The organism is Microbacterium mitrae (assembly GCF_008017445.1).
GTDB classification, from domain to species: domain Bacteria; phylum Actinomycetota; class Actinomycetes; order Actinomycetales; family Microbacteriaceae; genus Microbacterium; species Microbacterium mitrae.
Genome location: NZ_VRSW01000001.1, coordinates 731,709 through 748,096, shown reverse-complemented (window position 1 = coordinate 748,096; position 16,388 = coordinate 731,709). Strand labels below are relative to the sequence as shown.

Genomic DNA, 16,388 nt, shown 5'->3' with positions numbered 1-16,388 from the left:
GTTGCTCGCAGATGGCCCCACCTCACCGAGGCGGGGCCATCGCCGTTGTGTCAGGCGATCCACTTCGGTCGAAGTGGATCGCGATGGGTCACGATGGTCTCAGGCACGTATCCGGCGGGGCTAGGGTTTATTCATGAGCCCACTTCGACCGCTGGATCAATCAGCCAAGCTTCAGAACGTTCTCTACGAAATTCGCGGAAACGCGTTGGTTGAGGCGTCGCGGCTGGAGGCGGCCGGGCACGCGGTACTCAAGCTCAACACCGGAAACCCGGCTATTTTTGGCTTTGAGGCGCCGTACCAAATCGTGCGCGATATGATCGCCGCCGTGCCGACCGCGCACGGCTACAGTGACAGCCGAGGCATTTTGTCTGCCCGCCGCGCGATTATCAACCGCTACGAGCAGGTTGAAGGCTTCCCGCACATCGACCCCGACGATGTGTACCTCGGAAACGGTGTTTCTGAGTTGATCACGATGACCATGCAGGCGCTGCTGAACGAGGGCGACGAGGTTCTCATTCCGGCCCCCGACTACCCGCTGTGGACGGCCATGACATCGCTGTCCGGCGGCACCCCGGTGCACTACCTGTGCGACGAAAACAACGACTGGAACCCGGATCTGGAAGACATCCGCTCCAAGATCACGCCGAAAACCAAGGCAATCGTGATCATCAACCCCAACAATCCCACGGGTGCCGTGTACTCGCGTGAGGTGTTGCAGGGGCTGGTAGAAATCGCGCGGGAGCACTCGCTGCTCATCCTCAGCGATGAGATCTACGATCGCATTCTGTTCGACGACGCCGAACACATTTCTACCGCGACGCTCGCGCCCGACCTCTTGGTGATGACGTTCAACGGGCTCTCAAAGACGTACCGCGTCGCCGGATTCCGCGCCGGCTGGGTCGTCGTCACCGGCCCAAAGAAGCATGCCAAGGGGTTCTTGGAGGGCATCACGCTTCTCGCATCGACCCGCCTCTGCCCCAACGTGCCGGCACAGCACGCCATTCAGGCGGCGCTTGACGGCGTGCAGTCTATTGACGCCCTCATCGCGCCCACCGGTCGCCTGCATGAGCAGCGTGACGCGGCATGGGAGGGGCTTGAGGCGATTCCCGGTGTCTCGTGCGTGAAGCCGCGCGGCGCGCTGTACGCGTTCCCGCGGCTCGACCCCGAGGTTCACGAGATTCGCGACGACGGCAAGTTCATTTATGACCTGCTCGTTGCCGAACACATTCTGGTGGTGCAGGGCACCGGCTTTAACTGGCCGGAACCCGATCACTTCCGCCTCGTGACGTTGCCGGAGGCGCGCGTCATTACCGACGCCGTCGAACGTCTCGGTAACTTCCTCTCCAGCTACCGGCAGTAGTTCCGCTCGATTAGAGCAACGCGACGGAACTGGCACGCCAGCGACGGTCGGTGCCCTCCAGGCGAATCGCGAGCACGCGCGTGCGGGCGGGCATCGACACCACGATGCAGGCTTCGACGACGCCATCGGCTGGAGCCATGTGTCGCACGCTCACGATGGAGTAGGCGGGACGAACCGCTGCGCGGGAGGTTGCCGACCGGGCACGCGTCGCCAGTGATACGCGCTGCGCGACGGTGAGAAACGCATCTTGCGACATCCATCTGGCAAGCTGCTCCACTTCACGCACCCCGGCGAGGCATTCGATCAGGCCGATCGTCAGGTTGCGCAGAAGCGGCTCAGGATCGGGCAGATCGGCGGTAGGCGTCGGCTGTGGCGCGAAGAATTCGGTCACGTCGACTTCGCTCAGGTGCTTGCCGCGGCGGCGCGGCCCGACACTTGCTGCTACGGCAGACATGGGTACTCCTGATTCGCGTGGGGACGCAAAATCGAGCAAACCACACCACGCCGTCCCGTGGCGGAACATGAAAAAATCTGTGGAAAACTCTCATGTCGCCGATCTCCTGCGCGATACGCTCGGCGCGTGAACTGGGAGTCGTATTTCGCTGAGCTTGAGGGGCAATTTGCCGATGACGCGGCCGCCGAGCGCGCCGCCGTCGCGGTCGAGAGCGAGCGGCTGCGCCTTTCGCGCCTCGATTTGGCGACTCGCGTTCGGGCCGCGACTGCCGATCACGCTCGAGTTCAGCTCAAGACGCTCGGTTCTCACCACGTGGCCGGAACGTTGTCGGCGACGGGCGCTGACTGGTGCGGAGTCGATACCGGCAACACCGTGCGCTGTGTGCGGTTCGAAGCGATTCGCGCGTTGAGCTTCGCTGCTGACGCCTTGCAGCGCAGCCTGATGCCGGTTCCAACGGCGGCGATGGCCGGTCGGGCAACCTTCGGCTATGTGTTGCGCGGTTGGGCGCGAAGCCGTACTCCTGTCATGATCCATCTTGCTGATGCATCAGTTGCCACCGGAACCATCGACAGAGCGGGCGCGGATCACTGCGATCTGGCGTTGCACGACGCGCATGTTGCGCGACGCGACGCCGAGGTCTCGCGCATTGTCGTGGTTCCGTTCGCCGCAATTGCGATGGCGAGCCCGCTCTCGCGCTAGCGGGGCCTGCGGCCCTCCGTGCCGCCCCACAGCTCGGGGAAGCTGGCGTTGACCGATTGGTTCCACAGCGCAATGCGGCGAGACTCCTCACGCTGCTCGTCGAGATAGGCGCCGACACTGGCTTCGGCAACACGCCACTGCGCGGGCGAGCCCAGGCGGGCGCCGCGAAGCTGCCCCTCCTGCACCAGGCGCAATACCTCGTCGACCTCGAGGTCGAGAAGTTCGGCAACTTGGGCCAGGGAGACGTAACGCTCGGGTGCGTTGGACTCAGACATGTCCCCATTATTTACCCATCAGCCGAATCTGGTGGGTGGATTGATTGTGCTGTGGATAACCTTCGGCACGGCGGCTCGCCTCGTGTCAGCATGACCGCTATGTCTTCGCGCACAAACCGAGCAGTCTGGGCGGACGCACGCTTTCTCATCGGCCTTGCCCTCGTCGTCGCCTCGATCGCCGGGGTGTGGTGGGTGGTGGCCGCGGCCCGCACGACAACCCCGGTGGCGGTTGCCGATACGACGCTGCTACCCGGCACGCCGATCGATGAAAGCGATGTGCGGTGGGTTGAAGTCGCGCTGGGGGAGGCGGAGGGCAGCTACCTCACCGCGCTACCCAAAGACTCGACAATTACGCGCCCACTGGCCGCCGGTGAGCTCATTCCCGCGGGCGCGGTGATAGAAACCGCGCGCAGCACGGTGACCACGGTTGTCATTACCAGCACGGTTGATGTGGCCAGTACCGTCACGGTGGGCAGTTCTGTTGAGGTGTGGATGTCGCCCGTCAAAGATCGCGGCTATGACGATGCGCAGGTCTTGATTGAGACGGCGACGGTCGCCGCGATTCGCGAGAGCACGGGCCTTGCCTCCGGCGGAACGGTCACGCTTGAGCTCATCGTCGATCGGAACCAGGTGGCAGCCCTGCTGGATGCGCAGGCGTCGAAGGCGGCGCTGTGGGTGGTTCCGTTGGGCGGTGTGCGGTAATGACGCGTATTGTCCTCGCGCTGGCGCAAGAGCTGGCAGCAATCGTGGCGGTCGGGTTTGCCCAGCGCGACGAGGAGGTGCACCAGGCCGATCCGGCAACGGTGGCCGCCGCCGATTTGAGTGGTGTCGATGTGCTCGTCGTGCGCAGCGAACCACGCGTCTTAAACGCCGCGCTGGTGGCGGCGTGTGATCGCGCCGGCGTTCGCATCGTGCCGTACGCCACCGATGCGGCAGGGCATCGCCTCGCGGCCTCCTTCGGCCTGGCGCTGCTCACCACCCTTGAGGCCGAGCACATCGTGCACCACACGGTTCCGCCGCACCGCGAGCCGGTGTGTGGCGGTGTCATCGTAGTGTGGGGCCCACATGGTGCGCCCGGACGGTCAACGCTCGCTGCAAGCCTCGCCGCAGAATGTGCTCGCGGCAACCGACCAACGGCGCTGATCGATGCCGACAGTCATGCGCCGGCGCTGGCGATGATGCTGGGGTTGACCGATGACGGTCCGGGCTTTGCCTCCGCGTGTCGGGCGGCAGAGCGGCGCACATTGGACGCCGCCGAACTCAGCCGCGTCGCGCAACCGCTTCGTGCCACCGACGGGGCGTGCTCGGTACTGACCGGCATTAATCGTCCCGGCCGGTGGCCAGAGCTCTCTGCCGAACGGGTGACCGCGTGCCTGGAGATTGCGCGGGGCTGGGTCGAAACCATTGTGATTGACGTTGCCGCGAGTCTCGAAGAGGACGGGGAGATTCTGAGCGATATGGCGAGCCCGGCCCGCAATGCGGCAACGATTGCGGCGCTGCGATCGGCCGATCACATCGTGGCGGTCGCCTCAGCCGATGCCGTCGGCATCGCACGGTTCATTCGTGCCTATGGTGAGCTTCGCGCGCTGGTCGGTGACACTCCGGTGCATGTTGTCGTCAATCGGGTGCGCACGGCTTCGCTGGGTCTTGATGCGAAGGGCCAAATTCGGCGGACGCTGGCCCGCTTCACGAACGTCGAGGAAATTCTGTTTCTCTCGCACGAACCCGACATTGCGGATGGCGCGGCGCTGCACAGTCGCACCATCACCGATATCGCACCGAAGTCCGCCTTCGCGGCCGGCGTGCGGCGCCTCGCCGCTGACGTGCTTGGCCAACCCGATACTGCGGCGACCGCAATGCCGCGGCGCGCTCGCCGCGGCAGGAAGAATAAACCCGCTATCGCTGACGTCGCCGGAGTGCCAGCCCAACTAGGCTGAGCTTGTGTCAACACTGAGCGACCTCGTTTTTGCCCAGGGCCTCGCCGATCAGGCCGATGTGGAATGGCTGCATCGCCTTGCCGGTGATGGTCAGCTGCTCGCCGATCTTGCGATCGCCGACATTGTGTTGTGGGTGCCCACCGCTGATGATTCGTTCATTGCTGTCGCCCACACTCGTCCGGGCGGCGCGGCCACGCTGTTTTACCGCGACATCGTGGGGGAGACGGTGCGCCCGCAGTGGGCAACGCAGGTGCGCGGTGCCTTCCAGTCCGGTGAAATCGTCGATTCGTCATCGCCCGACTGGTTCGAGGAGATGCCGACCCGCGTGCGGGCGGCACCTATCGTGCGCCAGCGCCCCGCCCCTGGCACGCCGCCGCGCGTCATCGGCGTGGTCACCAGGCACACGAACCTGGGCGAGGCTCGCACTCCGTCTCGCCAACAGATCACTTTCAATGCGTGCGCGGACGATCTCTTTGAAATGATCGGCTCGGCCGACTTCCCTGACATGGATGCTCCGGCATCGCCGCGTCGTGGCGCGCCGCGTGCCTCTGACGGTCTGATTCGCCTCGACGTTGACGGCATCACCACCTTCGCGAGCCCCAATGCGCTCTCCGCGTTTAACCGGATGGGCTTTGACGACGAGCTGGAGGGCGAACCGCTCGTCGAAGTGGTGAGCGAAATCGTGCCCAGCGTACGCGAGGTTGATGAGTCGCTCCCCGTTGTGGTGACGGGCCGCGCGCCGTGGCGTGCGGACATTGAGTCGCGCGGCGTGACGGTTTCGCTGCGCGCGATTCCGCTGAAGAAGAATGGCACCCGCACCGGTGCGATCATTCTGTGCCGCGATGTCACCGAGATGCGTCATCAGGAGCAAGAGCTCATCACCAAAGACGCCACGATTCGCGAGATCCACCACCGGGTGAAGAACAACCTGCAGACGGTGTCGTCGCTGTTGCGCATCCAGGCGCGCCGCACGCACTCTGAGGAGGCGCGTGATGCGCTCACCCAGGCCATGCGGCGAGTTGCGTCGATCGCGATCGTGCACGACACCCTCTCCGAAGGCCTCACGCAAAACGTTGACTTTGATGAGGTGTTTGCTCGCGTGCTCAAGCTGGTGGCCGAAGTTGCCGCCGGGGCCGGAACCTCGGCTCGCACGAAATCGGTTGGTCGCTTTGGCCGCCTGCCGAGCGCCTATGCCACGCCGCTCGCGCTGGCACTCACCGAGGTTGTTACCAACGCCGTGGAGCATGGTCTTGCCGGGCGTGAGGGGGAGGTAGAGATCATTGCGGAGCGTACCGAGGAGGAGCTCATCGTGCGCGTCGTTGACACGGGCTCCGGGCTGCCCGAGGGCACCGTGGGGCGCGGTCTTGGCACCCAAATTGTGCGCACCCTGATTCAGGGTGAGTTGAGCGGAACCATCGACTGGCGCACCGGAGATGAGGGCGGCACCGTGGTGACCATTCAGATTCCGATGCGCTGGATTGCAAGCAACTAGCGCATTTGCGCGAAAAACAGTGAGGGAGGGCGACCAGCGGTCGCCCTCCCTCACGAATTCTGTTTTTACGAAGCGCGGCGCGCGCGAGCTGCGCGTCGCTTCAGAGCGCGGCGCTCGTCTTCGCTGAGGCCGCCCCAGACGCCGGAGTCTTGACCGGTCTCGAGTGCGTACTGCAGGCAGATCTCGGTCACCGTGCACCGTGCGCACACCGACTTCGCCTTCTCGATCTGGTCAACAGCGGGCCCTGTGTTACCGACCGGAAAGAAGAGTTCGGGGTCGACAGTGAGACACGCTGATTTGTCGCGCCAATCCATTTTGGTAGTGCTCCTTGCAAAGGGGGGAGTGTGAGCGAAGGCTCGGGATGTGCCGGGGTTATTCGGATACCCTGTGTGAAGAATGCGAGCTGAAATGCTCGCCCCACGCCGCTGTGGGAGCACACGGCTGAACTAGTTTCCCACGGGTCATCCGATGAATCAAGGGTTAATTCTTTCTCACACCTTGGATTCAGGCGGTGTCCAACTCGTGCCAGCGTGTGCCCCTCGACAGGAGAGACATGAAATCCCGCATCGCATCCCGCATCGCCGCTGCCGTTATGGCGCTGGAGGCACTGGTGGTGCTTGGTCTTGCCGGCTTGCAGATTGTTGAGCTGTTCAAGGGCAATACAATGTCGTTCACCAGCGCCGTGGCGCTGATCGTGCTGACCATAATCATTGGTGCGGCGATGGTGGCATTTGCGTGGGGGCTCCTCACCGAACAGACCTGGGCGCGTTCGGGCGGCATCGTGACGCAGTTGATGGCGCTCGCCATCGCGTTGGGCGCACTCACCGGGCAATTTGCTCACCCGGCCGTCGCGGCTGCGATCGCACTTCCCGCGATTATCGGGTTGATTGCGATCTTCCAGGCCGCAAAACAGACGGCGGCCGACGAGCGTCGGGCGCGCGCCGAGGCCGACACCGCGCCAGACGATCTCCCTGCCGCAGACTAGAGCTCCGAGATTAGGCCGAGAGCCCCAGCAACTTGATGACGCGCGCGACGTGTCCGGTCGCCTTCACGTTGTACAGCGCATGCGTGATGATGCCCCGCTCGTCGATGACAAACGTGGAGCGAATGACGCCCTGGTAGGGGCGACCATAGTTGATCTTCTCGCCCCAGGTTCCGTACGTCTCCATCACGGCGTGGTCGGGGTCGCTGAGCAGCGGAAAGGTGAGGGCGTCGCGGTCGCGAAAGCGCCCCAATCGCTCGGATTCGTCGGGGCTCACCCCGATGACTGCGTACCCGGCTTGAGCGAGAGCCGCGGAATTGTCGCGGAACTCGCACGCTTGCGTCGTGCACGCCGGCGTCATCGCCTGCGGGTAGAAGTACAGCACGACCTTCTTGCCTCGGTAGTCCGCGAGTGAGACTGGCTTGCCGTCCTCATCGGGAAGGGTGAAGGGTGGGGCGGGGGTTCCGGGTTCAAGTCGCAGAGTCACACTCTTCACCCTACGGTGCCGATGCGGCGCGACAGAATCGCGCGTTAGGGCTGCTGTTTTGCGCGCTCTTCGAACGAGGCGAGGAGCCGATGCAGTGAGTCGAGCCTGGCAAGGCCAGCATCGCTCAACTCTCCAGCCCTGGCGGCCTCGTTGAGGGCGCAGTCTTCGGCATCGGCGAGGTGCGTGCAACCGCGTGGGCATTCTTCTGCGAGGGTATCCAGGTCGCGGAACGCGCGGAGAATGTTCTCCGGGTTGACGTGGCCGAGGCCGAAGGACCGCACGCCGGGGGTGTCGATCGCCCACCCGCGGCCCTCGGGCGACTCATAGCGTAGCGACACGGTCGATGACGATGTGTGGCGGCCACGGCCGGTGACCTCATTGACGTGGCCGGTTGCGCGGCCAGCGCCCGGAACCAGCTCATTGACCAGCGTGGATTTACCAACGCCGGAATGGCCCACCAAGACGGTCGTCTTGCCGATGAGGGCGCGACCGATCTCTTCGATGGGAACGTCGCCGGTCGCCGAGCGGAACACCTGGAGGTTTTCGATGCCCGCGAAGTGCTGCAGAAACTCGGTGGGGTCGGCGAGATCGGTCTTGGTGATCACCAGCAGAGGCGTGATGCCGGCGTCCAATGCCGCAACCAGGTACCGATCGACCAGCCGCTCTCGTGGTTCCGGATCTGCGGCCGCAACGACCACCAACATTTGGTCAGCGTTGGCGACGATGACGCGTTCGACGTTGTCGGTGTCGTCGGCGCTGCGGCGCAGCAGCGTGGAGCGCTCTTCGATGCCGACAATGCGCGCAAGCGTACCGTCATCACCAGACGTGTCGCCAACGACGCGGGCACGGTCGCCGGTGACAATCGCCATGCCGCGCAGTTCGCGAGCGCGCGAAGCGATGACGGTGCGCTCCTGGTCGGTATCTTCACCGACCATGACGGTGTAACGACCGCGGTCAACGCCCAGCACTCGAGCGATTTGCGCGTCGGCGTGTGCAGGGCGTCGCTTGGTGCGGGGCCGGTTGGCCTTGGGGTTGGGCCTTACGCGAATCCGCGACTCGTCAAAGTCGTCGTCATCGTCGTCGTCGAAATCGCCCAGCCAACTCACGCTGCGTGGTCTCCGGTTGCGGCGAGCATGCCCTCCCACAGTTCGCGGAACTGCGGAAGAGTCTTCGCCGTTGTCGTGATGTCGTCGATGATCACGCCATCGACCGCCAGGCCGATGAGCGCACCCGTCGTTGCCATGCGGTGATCGTGGTGCGCGCGCCACGTGCCGCCATGCATTGGCTGCGGAATGACGCGGATGCCATCCTCGAGCTCTTCGGCCCTGCCGCCGATCGACTCGATTTCACTGATCAGCGCGGCGATGCGGTCGGTCTCGTGTTGGCGGATGTGGCCGATACCGCGGAAGGTCGACGGCGAATTGGCGAGCGTCGCGAGACCAACGAGGTTGGGAGCCAACTCGCCTGCGGCGGAAAGATCAAGGTCGACGCCGTTAATGGTTCCGGTGCCCGTGACCGTGAGAATGCCACTGCGACGGCTCACGCGCGCGCCGAACTGGGGGAGGATGTCCATCAGCATGGCGCCGGGCTGCGTCGAGTGCACTGGCCAACGGGGCACCGACACCGTGCCGCCGGTGACGACGGCCGCACACAAGAACGGTGCAGCGTTGGAGAGGTCGGGTTCGATCGTGATGTCTTTGCCGCGGATCGGGCCGGCCGGAACCACCCATTCGCCGACGCTCGGCGTCTCGACCCGCACGCCCCGGTGCGCGAGCGCCTCGATCGTCATATCAATATGCGGTATGGAGGGCAGACGCTCGCCGGTGTGCGTGAGATGCAATCCCACATCAAAGCGGGCGGCCACCAGCAGCAGGCCAGAAACAAACTGGCTGGAGCGGGAGGCATCGATGCGAACTTCGCCACCGCGCACGTGTCCGTGAGCCTTCACGGTGAAGGGCAATGACCAATTGCCGCCGTCGTCAATGTCAACGCCCAGGTCGCGAAGCGCACTGATCATCTCGCCCATCGGGCGGTGCAGCGCCGTTTCGTCGGCCGTCACAAAGACATCGCCGGTTGCCAGGCCCGCCAGCGGCGGGACAAAGCGCATCACGGTTCCGGCTTGCCCACAATCGACGGTGGTGCCGGCGGCGAATGGCTTCGCCGGAGTGATCACCAGGTCATCGCCAAACGTGCTGGTGCCTTCGACAAACTCAATCGTGGTTCCGAGCGCGCGCAGCGCTTCGATCATGCGCTCAGAGTCTTGCGAATGTAGCGGCGCAATAATGCGGCTGGGGCCGTCGGCGATGGCGGCCAGCACCAGCTCGCGGTTGGTCAACGACTTGGAACCAGGAACCTCGACGTGCGCGCGGAGGCGCTCATAAGACCGCGGCGCTGGGTAGGTGCGTCGCACTGGTGGGGCGGGGCTCACTGCCGTGTCGTGACTCATCGCCACTAGCCTAGTCGGCGCCTGCGACGCCGCCCGGCGAATGACGGCGAGAGTTTTCTCATCTAGCGCTCAGCAAGCCGGCGGGAATACTTCTGCCACCGCCGCGTTGTCTTCAATGACACGTTCCGGATTGAGACCGAGAGGAGGCTCGTGAACACGCTAACGCTGAGTAAACCTGGAGTTATCGATGACACGGGCGTTCTAGACTGGCTCGCGATGGATGAGTCAGCTAAGTCTCCGAATGCGACCACCGATCCTCGCGATGAGTTTGAGGATCAGGCGTTGCCGTTTATGGATCAGTTGTACGGTGCGGCCATGCGGATGACCCGCAATCCGCAAGATGCCGCTGACCTCGTGCAGGAGACGTTCGTCAAGGCCTTCGCCTCATGGTCATCGTTCACACAGGGAACGAACCTCAAGGCGTGGTTGTACCGCATTCTCACGAACACGTACATCAACACGTATCGCAAGAAGCAGCGCGAGCCCTATCAGGGCACGATTGACGATCTTGAAGATTGGCAACTTGGCGGCGCCGAGTCGACCACGGCGATGAGCTCTCGCTCTGCTGAGGCCGAAGCCATCGATCGTATGCCCGCATCGATCGTGAAAGACGCATTGCAATCTCTCCCAGAAGACTTCCGCCTGGCCGTATACCTGGCCGATGTTGAGGGCTTCGCCTATCAGGAGATTGCCGACATCATGAAGACACCGATCGGCACCGTTATGAGCCGCCTGCACCGCGGGCGCAAGCTGCTCAGAGACCAACTTGCCGACTACGCCGCGGAGCGTGGGATCCACGCGGCAAATCAAGGAGCACAGAATGACTGACTGCGGATGCGAACAAGCACGTCGCGACCTCGAAGAATATTTGCGCAACGAAGTGTGCAGCACCGAGGCGTCTGACATTCGTGATCACCTGGAGAACTGCGAAAGCTGCCGTGATGAGGCACTCGTCGCCCGCACACTGACCGACGTCGTGGCGCGCGCCTGCAAGGAAGCGGCGCCAGAAGAGCTCAAGGCCATGGTGCTGGCGCGGTTGCGCGAGCAGCAGCAGGCTCACGCCTAACCGCCAGCTCGGGCGCCGGTGGCAATGACGGGGCTTCTCGGGCGAATCGGTAGATTTCTCCGACATCCGGTCGCGGCGTCGCACCTCGTGCCACGATGGAGACATGACGAATGTTTCCACCCTCACCCTGAACTCTGGTTTCGAGATTCCGCAGCTCGGCTACGGCGTCTTTAAGGTTCCGGCCGAAGACGCCGAACGTGCCGTTAGCGATGCACTCGAAATTGGCTACCGTCACATTGACACTGCCGCCATCTACGGCAACGAGGAGGGCGTCGGCGCGGCGATCGCAAACAGCGGTATCGCTCGCAATGAACTGTTCGTCACCACGAAGCTGTGGAATGACCGTCACGACGGTGACGAGCCCGACAAGGCGATCGATGAGAGCCTGACCAAGCTCGGCCTCGACTACGTCGACCTGTATCTGGTGCACTGGCCCACCCCGGCGCACGATAACTACGTACACGCCTGGGAGAAGGTTGTCGCCATTCGCGACCGAGGCCTGACCAAGTCCGCCGGTGTCTCCAACCACCTCGTTGAGTACCTGGAGCGCCTCGAGAACGAGGTTGGCGTGCTCCCCGCCGTCAACCAGATCGAGCTGCACCCGTACCACCAGCGCCGCGACATCGCCGAGTGGTGCGCAGCGCGCGATATCAAGATTGAGGCCTGGGGCCCGCTCGGCCAGGGCAAGTACGACCTGACCGAGATTCCCGGCGTTGAAGCGGCTGCCCAGCGCACCGGAAAGTCGGCCGCACAGGTTGTGCTGCGCTGGCACCTGCAAAAGGGCAACATTGTGTTTCCGAAGTCGGTGCGCGTAGAGCGCCTGAAGGAGAACATCGACGTGTTCGACTTTGAGCTCACCGCCGCTGAAATGACCACGATCGACTCCGCAGACAAGGGTGAGGCTGGCCGCGTGTCTGCCGACCCGCGCGAAGTCAACTAGGCGCCGACATGTCCCGGTTGGCGGGCGCGGCAAGCCCCTACCTTCGTTCCCACGCAGACCAGCCTGTCAACTGGTATCCGTGGGGCGAGGATGCATTTGCCGCCGCTCGCGACCGGGACGTTCCGGTGCTGATATCTATCGGCTATTCGACGTGCCACTGGTGTCACGTCATGGCGCGCGAATCATTCGCCGATACCGCCACCGCCGAAATTCTCAACGCGAATTTTGTCGCGATCAAGGTCGATCGTGAAGAACACCCCGACGTTGATGCGGCGTTTATGGCTCAGGCCTCGGCCTTCACCAGCAACCTCGGCTGGCCGCTCAACGTCTTTACCCTGCCCAATGGTTCCGCTTTTTTCGCAGGAACCTACTGGCCGCCCCAGCCGCGCGCCGGAATGCCCGCCTTCGCTGACGTGCTGCTCGCCATCGCCAACGCGTGGCGCGACCGGCGCGAAAGTCTCGAAGAAACTGGCGATGCGGTGCGCGCCGCGCTCACCAGGCTGGCGCAGCCCACGGCGGGCGATGAGGTGACAGCGGCCGACGTTGCCGCCGCCGCCCGCGCCATCATCGCTCACGAAGACGCCGAGTATGGCGGCTTCGGAACCACCGGGCCGAAGTTTCCGATTGCCACCGTGCTGGGGTTTCTGCTCGCTCCCGGTGTCGATGATCTCGCCCCGGGCTCGCGAGATGTCGGCACCTTCACCCTGCGCTCGATGCGCGCATCCGAGCTGTTTGACGCGGTCGACGGTGGCTTCTTCCGCTACGCCACGGAGCGCGACTGGAGCGTGCCGCACTATGAGCGCATGCTGGTCGATAACGCGCAACTCATGGATGTGGCGCTTGCAGCCGATGATGTGGCGACCGCCGAGCACATTGCCGCGTTTCTTCGTGACGTGTTGCTGCAGCCCTCCGGCGGCTTCGGTGCGGCCCAAGACGCCGAGTCGATAATCGACGGCGTGGCCAGCGAGGGCGGCTACTACCGGCTCCCCATCGATGGCCGCGCTGAGCAGTCTGCGCCCCGCGTTGATGAAAAGGTCATCACCGGGTGGAACGGACTCGCCATGGCGGCGCTGGCGCGTCTCGCGCAACGCACTGGCAATACCGAATGGCTCGATCTGGCTCAAGACGCTGCCGTCGCCGTGATGCAGCAGAACCGCACCGAACGCGGCTGGGTGCGAGCCTCCCTCGACGACATCACCTCACGCGCGGGGGCAACCACCGCGGACCTTGCGCAATTGGCCGGCGGGCTGCTTGCCCTCGCGCTCGCCACCGGATCGGTTGCCTACGCGACGGCCGCGCGCGATCTTGTTGATGAGCTGAGGGATGGAACCGCGCCGCGTGACGTTCCGGGCGACCCCGTGTTGCGCGAGCTGGGGGTGCCGCCGACACCCGACAGCGGCGACGGCGATGAGCCCTCCGCACATGCGGCGCTGGCTCACGCCGCATTGACGCTTGCAAACCTGGGCGCGGGCAGCGAGTATCGCGAGCTTGCCGAAACCGTCGTGCGCCAGCGGTGGGCTCGCGCCGCTGCCTCGCCCCTTGCCTCCGGATCAACGCTCAGCGTCGCGGCAGCGCTGGTGCGCCCCGCGGCGCAACTCCTCGTCGTTGCCCCCAACCCCGAGGTTCCGCTCGCCCAAGCGGCACGCGCCCTGCCCGCCGATGCCACAGCGATCGTCACACCCCAGCAGGCGCAGGCGTTCACCGATGCCGGTTTCGCCCTCTTTGCGGGCAAGACGGCGCCGGCGCTTTACCGATGCGAGAACTTCACGTGCGCGCTGCCTATCACCGACGTGTCACAGCTGGGCTAAACCCACGTCGGCAGCCACATGTGCATCTTCCAGAACCAGTACGGAATCTCCATGCCGGTCCACAGCGGAAGGAAGAAGATCGACAGCGCCGTCGCGGCCGCAATAAACACCACGATCGCGATGCGCCAGCGCCGCGTTGGCGGGGAGGGATCTCGCGTCGTTCCTGCCAAGTGCCGCATCGCGAGCACCAGGGCGATCGCCAAAAACGGAACCATGACGACGGTGTAGAACTGGAAAATGGTGCGGTTGGGCAGGGCAAGCCACGGCAAGTAGGTGACGGCAATCGCGGTCAAGATGATGGGGACTGTCCACGTCGGCTTGTAGGCATAGCGGTACAGCAGGTAGAAAACTGCGATGATGCCCGCCCACCACAGCAGGGGATTGGGGATGGGGGTGATGGCGTGCACCGTGCCCTCTGGCACATTGTTCCAATACATCGCCGTCGGGCGGATCAACAGTGGCCACTGCCACGCCGGACTCATATAGACGTGGTCTGAGCTCAGCCCGCCGTGAAACTCCAACACCTGTCGGTGGTAGTCCAACAGCGCGGCAAAGAACCCGCCTTCGCGGTCGCGGTTAAACCCGCCTGACGTGACAATCCGGCCGGTCCACGACGCCAAGTACGTCACAATCGCGACCGGAACCAGGTAGAGGAACGAGATGGCGCCCTGGTAGAGCGAGCCCAACCACCAGCGCCTGGCACCGGTCTGGTATCGCACCAGGACGTCGGTGACCACGAGATAAATGCCAAAGCCGGCGAGGGCATACGCACCCGACCACTTCACCGCGCTCGCCGCGCCAAACGCGACACCGGCGGCGATGATCCACGGGCGGTTCCAGAGGATGCTGCCGATCGCCGTTCGCGCCGGATGCTCCAGATGTCTCAAATACGGGCGATCAAGGGCGATGAAATACACGCCAAGCACCAGGAACATCGCCAAGATGCCGTCGAGGAGGGCGACGCGGCTCATCACAATGGCAACGCCATCGATCGCCACGAAGAATCCGGCAAGGCCCGCCCACAGCACCGAGCGGGTGAGCCGCTTTGCCAGAAAATACGTGAGCAGCACCGTGATGACTCCGGCGAGGGCGACGGCGCTGCGCCAGCCCCACCCGTTGTCGGCCCCGAATACCGCCATGCCGCTGGCGATGATCCACTTTCCCAGCGGCGGGTGCACGACGTATGCGGGGTCTGCCGTGTAGTCGGGGTCGCCTGCCACAAAGCCGGGGTTGGGGTCATCGCCCCACTTGCCCTCGTATCCCAGTTGCGACAACGTGAACGCGTCTTTCACGTAGTAGGTCTCGTCAAATACCAACTCGTGCGGCTGATCAAGGCCAATGAAGCGCGTCGCGGCGGCCACAGCGACGAGGCCGAGCGGAACCAGATAGTTGCGCAGCGTGCGGGGGAGGCGGTTGTCGGAGAATTGAGAAGCATCGCGCTGCGTTTCATGGGGCGCGGTCGATGGCAGCTCGATTTCCGGCAGCGCTGCAGATACCTCAGCGGCCGTCGGCACGACGTCGCCTTCGGTGCGCGGCGCCGTCGACGCGGCCTCGATATCAGAATCCGGGGTCGTCACCGCACCAGCCTATGCTGAGAGCGTGATTATCCTCGCGGCGACCCCCATCGGAAACCTTGCTGACGCCTCGCGTCGCCTGGTCGAAGCGCTGGAAAACGCCGAGGTGATTGCGGCAGAAGACACCCGCACCGCGCAAAAGCTCATGGCGGCTCTCGGTATTACCAACCGCCCCCAGCTGATCGCGCTTCACGATCACAACGAAAAGCACAAGGCGGCCGAGGTGGTCGAGCGAGCGCGCGAGAGCGACGTGCTCGTCATCTCCGAAGCGGGCATGCCGACGGTGTCAGATCCGGGCTACGCGCTCGTCGTTGCCGCCGCTGCCGCCGATGTCACGGTCACGGCGATCCCGGGCCCCAGCGCCGTGATCACCGCACTCGCCGTCTCGGGCCTGCCCACCGACAGGTTTAGCTTTGAAGGATTCTTGCCGCGCAAGTCTTCCGAGCGGTTGGCGACATTTGCCGCCGTCGCACGTGAGCAGCGCACCATGGTGTACTTCGACTCACCCAATCGCCTCGCCGACAGTCTGGTCGATGCCGCAAAGGCGCTGGGCGAAACCCGGCGGGCCGTGGTAGCGCGAGAGCTCACCAAGCTGCACGAAGAGGTGCGCCGCGGAACCCTGGCCGAGTTGGCGCAGTGGGCAGCCGACGGCGTGCGCGGCGAAATCTGCCTCGTGATCGCCGGCGCCGACACTGTGGTGGTTCCGTTCGCCGACGCGCTCGCGGCGGTGCAGCAACTCGTTGCCGCGGGCGAACGCCTCAAGCAGGCCTGTGCTCAGGTCGCCGAGCAAACCGGTGCGTCCTCCCGCGAGCTTTACCAGGCTGTGCTGGCCGCTCGGTCTGAAATTTCGTAACCGGCCAAACCGAGG

Annotated in this window: 18 protein-coding genes; 11 read left to right on the top strand and 7 right to left on the bottom strand. The window is 64.4% G+C overall.

The features are described 5' to 3' along the window. The first annotated feature begins 133 nt into the window (after window positions 1-133). Window positions 134-1,360, top strand: a complete 1,227-nt coding sequence (locus FVP60_RS03620; protein WP_147824877.1) for a pyridoxal phosphate-dependent aminotransferase — start codon at window positions 134-136, stop codon at window positions 1,358-1,360. A gap of 10 nt (window positions 1,361-1,370) precedes the next feature. Here the strand turns inward: FVP60_RS03620 and FVP60_RS03615 are convergent, their stop codons facing one another. Then, window positions 1,371-1,814 (bottom strand): Rv3235 family protein, encoded by a 444-nt coding sequence (locus FVP60_RS03615; RefSeq protein ID WP_147824876.1) that lies wholly within the window; start codon window positions 1,812-1,814, stop codon window positions 1,371-1,373. A gap of 126 nt (window positions 1,815-1,940) precedes the next feature. Between FVP60_RS03615 and FVP60_RS03610 the strand changes: the two genes are divergently transcribed. Continuing rightward, entirely contained in the window at window positions 1,941-2,513 is a 573-nt protein-coding gene (locus tag FVP60_RS03610; RefSeq protein ID WP_147824875.1) for a hypothetical protein, read from the top strand. On the opposite strand, the gene FVP60_RS03605 is transcribed toward FVP60_RS03610, so the two are convergent. Continuing rightward, window positions 2,510-2,788 carry a helix-turn-helix domain-containing protein gene (locus FVP60_RS03605; RefSeq protein WP_147824874.1) on the bottom strand — a complete coding sequence of 93 codons (279 nt, stop codon included), beginning with the start codon at window positions 2,786-2,788 and terminating at the stop codon, window positions 2,510-2,512. The genes FVP60_RS03610 and FVP60_RS03605 overlap by 4 nt on opposite strands. Before the next feature lie 99 nt (window positions 2,789-2,887). Between FVP60_RS03605 and FVP60_RS03600 the strand changes: the two genes are divergently transcribed. The 3 genes from FVP60_RS03600 to FVP60_RS03590 are packed head-to-tail and all read left to right on the top strand — an operon-like array spanning window position 2,888 to window position 6,217. Beyond that, entirely contained in the window at window positions 2,888-3,490 is a 603-nt protein-coding gene (locus FVP60_RS03600; RefSeq protein WP_187240547.1) for an SAF domain-containing protein, read from the top strand. Continuing rightward, window positions 3,490-4,725 carry a CpaE/TadZ family protein gene (locus tag FVP60_RS03595; protein ID WP_147824872.1) on the top strand — a complete coding sequence of 412 codons (1,236 nt, stop codon included), beginning with the start codon at window positions 3,490-3,492 and terminating at the stop codon, window positions 4,723-4,725. The genes FVP60_RS03600 and FVP60_RS03595 overlap by 1 nt, the downstream gene beginning before the upstream one ends. 4 nt (window positions 4,726-4,729) lie before the next feature. Beyond that, on the top strand, window positions 4,730-6,217 hold the full coding sequence (locus FVP60_RS03590; protein WP_147824871.1) for a sensor histidine kinase: 1,488 nt from the start codon (window positions 4,730-4,732) through the stop codon (window positions 6,215-6,217). Window positions 6,218-6,282: 65 nt separating this feature from the next. On the opposite strand, the gene FVP60_RS03585 is transcribed toward FVP60_RS03590, so the two are convergent. Further along, the gene (locus FVP60_RS03585) at window positions 6,283-6,531 is read right to left on the bottom strand and encodes a WhiB family transcriptional regulator (RefSeq protein ID WP_121060093.1); all 249 of its coding nucleotides are present in this window, start codon (window positions 6,529-6,531) and stop codon (window positions 6,283-6,285) included. Between the two features lie 239 nt (window positions 6,532-6,770). On the opposite strand from FVP60_RS03585, the gene FVP60_RS03580 reads away from it, so the two are divergent. Next, window positions 6,771-7,202: a histidine kinase gene (locus FVP60_RS03580; protein ID WP_187240546.1), complete on the top strand. Its 432-nt coding sequence runs from the start codon at window positions 6,771-6,773 to the stop codon at window positions 7,200-7,202. A gap of 10 nt (window positions 7,203-7,212) precedes the next feature. On the opposite strand, the gene bcp is transcribed toward FVP60_RS03580, so the two are convergent. The 3 genes from bcp to aroA are packed head-to-tail and all read right to left on the bottom strand — an operon-like array spanning window position 7,213 to window position 10,132. Continuing rightward, entirely contained in the window at window positions 7,213-7,686 is a 474-nt protein-coding gene (bcp, locus tag FVP60_RS03575) for a thioredoxin-dependent thiol peroxidase (protein ID WP_147824870.1), read from the bottom strand. A gap of 44 nt (window positions 7,687-7,730) precedes the next feature. Beyond that, entirely contained in the window at window positions 7,731-8,792 is a 1,062-nt protein-coding gene (rsgA, locus tag FVP60_RS03570) for a ribosome small subunit-dependent GTPase A (protein WP_147824869.1), read from the bottom strand. Further along, window positions 8,789-10,132: a 3-phosphoshikimate 1-carboxyvinyltransferase gene (aroA, locus tag FVP60_RS03565; RefSeq protein ID WP_147824868.1), complete on the bottom strand. Its 1,344-nt coding sequence runs from the start codon at window positions 10,130-10,132 to the stop codon at window positions 8,789-8,791. The genes rsgA and aroA overlap by 4 nt, the downstream gene beginning before the upstream one ends. Window positions 10,133-10,348: 216 nt before the next feature. Between aroA and FVP60_RS03560 the strand changes: the two genes are divergently transcribed. From FVP60_RS03560 to FVP60_RS03545, 4 genes are all read left to right on the top strand, one after another. Beyond that, window positions 10,349-10,960, top strand: coding sequence for a sigma-70 family RNA polymerase sigma factor (locus FVP60_RS03560; RefSeq protein ID WP_147824867.1), 612 nt, complete (start codon window positions 10,349-10,351; stop codon window positions 10,958-10,960). Then, complete coding sequence (locus FVP60_RS03555) at window positions 10,953-11,198, top strand: zf-HC2 domain-containing protein (protein ID WP_147824866.1); 246 nt, start codon at window positions 10,953-10,955, stop codon at window positions 11,196-11,198. The genes FVP60_RS03560 and FVP60_RS03555 overlap by 8 nt, the downstream gene beginning before the upstream one ends. 103 nt (window positions 11,199-11,301) lie before the next feature. Continuing rightward, a complete protein-coding gene (locus FVP60_RS03550; protein WP_147824865.1) occupies window positions 11,302-12,138 on the top strand; it encodes an aldo/keto reductase in 837 nt (278 codons plus the stop codon). Between the two features lie 8 nt (window positions 12,139-12,146). After that, entirely contained in the window at window positions 12,147-13,946 is a 1,800-nt protein-coding gene (locus tag FVP60_RS03545; RefSeq protein ID WP_147824864.1) for a thioredoxin domain-containing protein, read from the top strand. On the opposite strand, the gene FVP60_RS03540 is transcribed toward FVP60_RS03545, so the two are convergent. Beyond that, window positions 13,943-15,523 carry a dolichyl-phosphate-mannose--protein mannosyltransferase gene (locus FVP60_RS03540; protein ID WP_147824863.1) on the bottom strand — a complete coding sequence of 527 codons (1,581 nt, stop codon included), beginning with the start codon at window positions 15,521-15,523 and terminating at the stop codon, window positions 13,943-13,945. The two genes, FVP60_RS03545 and FVP60_RS03540, sit on opposite strands and share 4 nt — an antisense overlap. Window positions 15,524-15,545: 22 nt before the next feature. On the opposite strand from FVP60_RS03540, the gene rsmI reads away from it, so the two are divergent. Further along, the gene (gene rsmI, locus FVP60_RS03535; protein WP_147824862.1) at window positions 15,546-16,373 is read left to right on the top strand and encodes a 16S rRNA (cytidine(1402)-2'-O)-methyltransferase; all 828 of its coding nucleotides are present in this window, start codon (window positions 15,546-15,548) and stop codon (window positions 16,371-16,373) included. The last annotated feature ends 15 nt before the right edge of the window (window positions 16,374-16,388 follow it).